Raw genomic sequence first — 5,521 nt, 5'->3', positions numbered from 1 at the left:
CCGCGGTGACGACGGGCTCCCCGCTCCGCTCCGTTCGACCCGTTCCGAACCGTTCGACCCGTCCGGCCCCGGCACGCTGCGGGCCCCGGCGCACCCAGGCCCCGGCAGACTGCCGGCCGGCCCGCGCCCGGCCACCCGACAGTCGCGCCCCCGGCGGGAGTTCCCAGCGCACGCCCCGTACGCAGTCGGCACCGTCCTCACCACCCTGGGGGTCAACCGCCCATGCCCGTCCGCCCCGCCGCGCCCCCGCGCGGCACCTTCCGTCCCGCCGCGCCCCTGCGCGGCTCCCTCCGTCCCGTCCCGCTCGTCCTGGCCCTGCTGGCCGCCCTGCTGGCGGTGGCCGTTCCGGCGGCCGCCCCGGCGCACGCCGCGGTGCCCGACCGGTGGGGCTTCGCCTACCTGGACAACCCGGCGCCGCCGCCCGGCTACGTCCCCGATCCCTCGCGCCAGTGGGGCAGTTGGCCCTCGCCGGCGGCCAACCCGGTCAAGGTCGACCAGACCGGCGCGGGCACGTACACGGTGCACTTCCCGCTGATCGGCGGCGGCGCGGTCGGGGTCGCGCACGCCACCGCCGTCAACCGCACCGGCACCTGGTGCCAGGTCCAGGGCTGGGGCACCGTCGGCACCGGGCTGGACGTCAAGGTGGCCTGCTACAACCCGGCCGGGGCGCCCGCGCCCTCGCCGTTCACGGTGCTGTTCAGCAGCAGCACCGGCACGCCCCCGCCGCCCGGCGGCGACTACGGCTACCTGTACTCGCTGCCCTCCGGCGCGCTGCTCTCGCAGTACAACTCGGCCGGCGGCGCCAACCTGTCCAGCCACGGTTCGACCGGCCTGTGGAAGGCGTGGCTGCCCGGCCTCGGCTCCTCGGTCGAGCTCGGCGACGTGCAGGTCACCGCGGTGAACGCGGCGCAGGGCGCGCGCTGCAAGGTCGCGACCTGGTACCCGTCGAGCACCGGGCAGACCTTCCTGGTGGCCTGCTTCGACGCGGCCAACGCGCCGTACGACACCGCCTGGACGCTCAGCTACTCGGTCAAGCGGGCGGTGCACGGCCCGGCGTTCCCGCCGAAGTCCTTCGGGTACCTCTGGTACAACGGCGCGGTGCCGGCCGGGACGAACTTCAACTCGGTGGGCGGCGCCAACACGCTGAGCGTCGGCGTGCCGTCCACGGTGGTGATGACCGGCGTGGCCGTCCCGTCCGACCACGCGCAGGTCACCGCGTACGGCAGCGGCCCCGGCTGGTGCCAGCTCGCACTGCCCTGGACGCGCAGCTCGGGCACGGTGAAACTCGCCCCGCTGTGCTTCAACCCGGGCGGTTCGCCGGTGGCGGCGCCGTTCCTGCTGGCGTACACCTCCGCGTTCTGACGCACCGTCAGGATCCCGCCCCGCTCCGCCCCGGCACGGCCTCCGGTCGTGTCGGGGCGGTCGCCTAGGGTGGGCCGGTGATCGTTCAGCGGGGTACGGGTGCGGGAGGCGCGGTGCAGCAGGGGGAGCCGGTCGGCGGGGGCGGGCCGTCGGGGGAGGACGCGTTCGACTGGCCGGCCGGGTGGCGGGCGCTGGTGGTGCCGCGGCGCGGCGGCGGCACGTCCTCGCCGGTGGCGTGGCCGGGCCCGGCGGCGGTCGCCGCGGAGGACGCGCTGGTCGACGGGCACCGGGAGTGGATCGAGCAGGTGTGCACGGGCCGCGAGTCGGACGGGGAACTGGTCCGGGCCGCCCGCGCGTACCTGGGCGGCGCGCCGGACGCGCTGGGCGCGGCCTGCGTCGCCGCGATGCTGCCCCCGCTGTACGCGACGGACGACGGGGACGGCGAGGACGGCGGAAGCCCCGCGGGCGACGCGGGCGGGGCCGTGCTGGTGGACGCCTGGACGGCACGGCACGGGCTGGCGTTCGCCGTCCGGGCCGCCGTGGCCACGCTGGAGGTCGGCTTCTGGCGCTCCAGGCCCGGCAGCTACCTGCCGTGCCTGCTGGCGGCGAACCCCGAGACGTACCGCTACGGCGTCGAGCAGGCCGGGGCGCTGCGCCACGCCCGCCGCCTGCTGGCGGTCGCCGACGGGCCGGCCTACCGGGAGGCCCTGGCGGCGGCCGGGGCGGAGCGGTCGGGCGGGGAGCTGCGGCGGCGGGGCACCGCGTACCTGTTCCCGGAGGCCGAGGGCTGGGTGGACGCCTGGATCGACGAGACGCCGCGGCAGCGCCCGGCGATGTGGGCGCTGCTGGCGTCCTCGCTCGGCCACCGGGCCCAGGCCGTCCGGGTGGCCCCCGCGATGGACTGGTTCCAGTGGACGGCGGGCACGGCGGCGACCGTCGCGGACGGCCTCGGGACGGACGCGCTGCCGCTGCTGGCCCGGGCGCTGCGCCGGCTCGACAGCGGTGACGCGGCGGCCCGACTGGCCGCGCTGATCCTGGAGTTCCCCGGCGACGAGGCGTTCGGGACGCTGCTGGAGCGGGCGGACGACAAGACGGTGGTGCCGGTGCTGTGGCGGGCGGTGGAGCGCTACCCGGTGCGCGCGCTGCGCCTGCTGTCGGCCGCCGCCCGGGACGGCGGGGTCACCGCGCGCCACCTGCTGGAGCGCCAACTGCGCTCCCGCGCCGCCGACTTGGCGGAGCTGCTCGAACGACTGGAGCGACTCGACCCGGCCGCGGCCGGGTTCGTGCGCGCGCTGCCCGCCGCGGGCCCGGCCGGCCCGGCCGCCGGGGAGCGGGAGTGGCCCGCCGCGCTGGCGTCCCCGCCGTGGCAGCGGCCCCGCCGGGCCGGGCGGCCGGCGGCGGTGGAGGTGGCCGTCGACGGGTCGTCCGCGCTGTGCTGGCAGGAGGGCGAGCGGGAGGCGTGGACGGAGCGGGCGCGCGAGTCCCACGAGTGGCGGGAGCACCCGGACGACACCGACTGGGCGGTGTTCGGGCCGAAGGCGTTCCGCAGCACGCCGGGTTTCCTGAGCGCCTGCCGGCTGCTGTGGCAGGCCCCGGTGGAGGTGATGACCCCGCTGCTGGGGCGGCTGGCGAACTTCCTCCACCCGGAGCCGGAGGCGCTGCGCCCGGTCGTCGCCAAGTACGGCACGGCGGCCCTTCCGGCGCTGCTGGAGACCGTCCGGGCCCGGCCCGCGCAGCTGGCGCCGCTGCTGCTGCCGGTGCTGGACGTGGCGGCGGCCCGGCTGATGGCGCAGGGCCTGTCCACCCGCAAGTCGGTGCGCACCGCGGCCCGTTCGTGGTTCGCCCGGCACGGGGTGGCGGGCGCGCTGCTGCTCGTCCCGGACGCGGTCGGCGCGGCGGGCCCGGCCCGTGCCGCGGCCGGGCGGGCGCTGCGGTCGGCCGCCGGGCGGCACGGGGCCGGGGCCCTGACGGCGGCCGCCGCCGAGCGGTACGGGGAGCGGGCGGCGGAGGCCCTCGCGGCGCTGCTGGCCGCCGATCCGCTGGTGGAGTCGCTGCCCGCGCGGCTGCCGCAGCCCCCGTCGTGGCTGGCGGCGGAGCTGCTGCCGCCGCTGGTGCTGCGTTCGGGGGCGGAGCTGCCGCGGGCGGCGGTCCGGCACGTGCTGACCATGATGGCGCTGGCGAAGGCCGGCACCCCCTACCCGGGCCTGGCGCAGGTCGCCGGGGAGTGCGAGCCCGGCTCCTGGGCGGCGTTCTGCTGGGCGGTGTTCCAGGAGTGGCGGCTGGCCGGGCTGCCCGCCAAGGAGAGCTGGGCGCTGACCCAGCTCGGCGATTTCGGCGACGACGACACCGCCCGCCGGCTGGCCCCGGTGCTGCGCCTGTGGCCGCGCCAGAAGGCCGCCCGGTGGGCGAACGAGGGCCTGGACGTGCTGGCGGCGATCGGCACGGACGCCGCGCTGGGGCAGTTGCACGGCATCGCGCAGCGGGTGCGCCAGCACGCGATCCGGGCCCGCGCCCAGGAGAAGATCGCCGAGGTCGCCCTCGAACTGCGCCTGACGCCGGACCAGTTGGCCGACCGCCTGGTGCCCGACCTCGGCCTGGAGCAGGACGGGACGACCCGGCTCGACTACGGCCCGCGCGCGTTCACCGTCGCCCTGGACCCGCAGCTGCGGCCGTACCTGCTGGACGGGGCGGGCAAGCGCCGGGCGGCCGTGCCCGCGCCCACCGCCAAGGACGACCCGGAGCTGGCGCCCGCCGCCCGCAAGCGCTACGGCGTGCTGAAGAAGGAGCTGGCGGCCGTCGGGGCCGAGCAGATCTCCCGGCTGGAGAGCGCCATGATCACCCAACGTGCTTGGAGCGCGGCCGAGTTCGGGTCGCTGTTCCTGACCCATCCGCTGCTCCGGCACCTCGCCCACCGGCTGCTGTGGACGGCCGGGGAGGACGACGGACCGGACACCGACGGCCGCACCGCCGACCGCACCGCCGACCGCACCGACGGCCGCTCCCCCGACTGCACCGCCGACCGCACCGCTGCCCGTACCGCCTTCCGGATCGCCGAGGACGGGACCTTCGCCGACGTCCGCGACGAGCCCTTCGACCTGCCCGCGGACGCGGTGGTCCGGCTGGCCCACCCGGCCCTGCTGGGTACGGACCTGGCGCTCTGGGCGGAGCTGTTCACCGACTACCTGGTCATCCAGCCGTTCCCGCAACTCGGCCGTCCGGTCAGCGTGTTGACGCCGGACGAGCGGGCCGCGGACCGCCTGGAGCGGTTCGAGGAGCGCACCGCCCCGGCCGAGGCGCTGCGGGCGCTGCTCCGGCGCGGGAACGGCTGGGCGGTCAGCAACCCGGACCAGAACGGGCTCCGGCGCCTCCTCTACCGGCGCCTGCCGGGCGGCCTGCGGCTGAGCGTCACGTTCGACCCGGGCCTGCACCACGAGCCGAGCAGCACCCGGCCCGAACAGACCCTGCGGGAGGTCTGGTTGGGCACCCGTCCGGGCGCGTACCGGCTGCGCGCGGGCCACCAGCGCCCCTTCGCCGAGCTGGACGCCGTCACCGCCTGCGAACTCCTCACCGACCTCGCGGAGTTGACCGGCACCGGGTGAGACCGCGTCCGGCACCGGGTGAAACCGCGCCCGGCGCCGTGCTGTCGGCGGGGCCCGCTACGGTGCCCCGGTGGCCACCGCAGCGGCGGGGGCGCGACGGGCGTGGGAGGGGCGGGTCGTGCAGCAGGGGACGCGGGTCGGGGAGGGCGTGCTGCCGGACGAGGACACCTTCGTCCTGACGGACGCGTGGAACGTCTGGGGGGCGCTGCCGCGCCGGAACGGCGTCCTGGTGCCGTCCGTGGACTGGCCGGGGGCGGAGGCGGTCGACGTCGAGGAGCAGTGGGTCCGGCTGGTGCGGGGGCTGATCGAGACGGTGCTGGCCGCGCCCGGCAGCGACCCGGGGCTGTGCCGGGCCGTCCGGGCGTACCGGGACGGCGCGGCCGACCCGCTCGGCGCGGGCGCGCTGGCCGCGCTGATCCAGCCGTTCGGGGGGCGGGTCAGGGTCCCGCACCCGGAGGAGACCGAGCCGGCCAGCGCCTGGACGGCCCGGCACGGCCTGGCGTTCGCCGTCCGGGCCGCCCTCGCGGCCTTCGCCGTGGACTACGGGGACGGCACCCAGC

2 protein-coding genes and 1 pseudogene are annotated in these 5,521 nt (G+C 77.9%); all 3 read left to right on the top strand.

From position 1 onward, the window contains the following. Nucleotides 1-222 precede the first annotated feature (222 nt). On the top strand, nt 223-1,362 hold the full coding sequence (locus ACFUEL_RS34095; protein WP_380241188.1) for a hypothetical protein: 1,140 nt from the start codon (nt 223-225) through the stop codon (nt 1,360-1,362). A 77-nt stretch (nt 1,363-1,439) separates the two neighbouring features. After that, nucleotides 1,440-4,961: a DUF4132 domain-containing protein gene (locus tag ACFUEL_RS34090; protein ID WP_380241186.1), complete on the top strand. Its 3,522-nt coding sequence runs from the start codon at nt 1,440-1,442 to the stop codon at nt 4,959-4,961. Nucleotides 4,962-5,031: 70 nt separating this feature from the next. Then, nucleotides 5,032-5,521: pseudogene (locus ACFUEL_RS34085) on the top strand (hypothetical protein); the annotation flags it as partial.

The sequence above is a fragment of the Kitasatospora sp. NPDC057198 genome (genome assembly GCF_042670125.1).
Lineage (GTDB): Bacteria > Actinomycetota > Actinomycetes > Streptomycetales > Streptomycetaceae > Kitasatospora.
This window is presented reverse-complemented; position numbering and strand designations above follow the sequence as displayed.